This window comes from Vibrio sp. 1249-1 (assembly GCF_033340495.1).
In genome coordinates this window covers 1-527 of sequence record NZ_JAWOWJ010001135.1, presented here as the reverse complement: position 1 = coordinate 527, position 527 = coordinate 1, and the positions used below count along the sequence as shown (strand labels likewise).

The 527-nt window shown below is 46.5% G+C and carries 1 pseudogene; it reads left to right on the top strand.

Annotated elements, in window-relative coordinates:
• Positions 1–59 precede the first annotated feature (59 nt).
• A pseudogene (locus tag R7Z50_RS30890) lies at positions 60–527 on the top strand (energy transducer TonB); the annotation flags it as partial.

Genomic DNA, 527 nt, shown 5'->3' with positions numbered 1-527 from the left:
TTATTTCGTTTGTAAGTAATAATCGCCTCAAGTTTTCATAGTTATACCGAGAATAACCCGTGAACGTACAAAGATATGTCATTGCAGGAGGCGCCTCTCTCGTCATTCATGCCGCACTTCTTTTTGTCTCGCAAGAGAACAAAGTGTTCGCAATGCCTGCTGGAAACCCAGCAAGCTCGGTAAGCCTCAACCTTGTATCGACACACCCACCAACGCTCGAAAAGCCCACACCAGAGAATGTGGAACCACCAAAAGAGCCACGGCCTCAAAAACAGCCTGAGCCAGAAAAGAAGGTCGTTAAGAAGCAGGTTGTCAAAAAAGAGGCGGTGAAGAAAAAGGTGGTCGAGAAAAAGCCAGAGCCAATTAAGCAACCTAAGAAAGTGGAACCAACCAAAACGGTTGCCAAGCAAGAAACTCAGCCCAAAGCCGAACCGAAGAAAAAAATAGAACCGGTGAAGAAAGATACGGTTACTCAGCAAACTGCATCAGCGAGCCAATCCAAAGGGGCAACGTCTCAGCCTATTTTG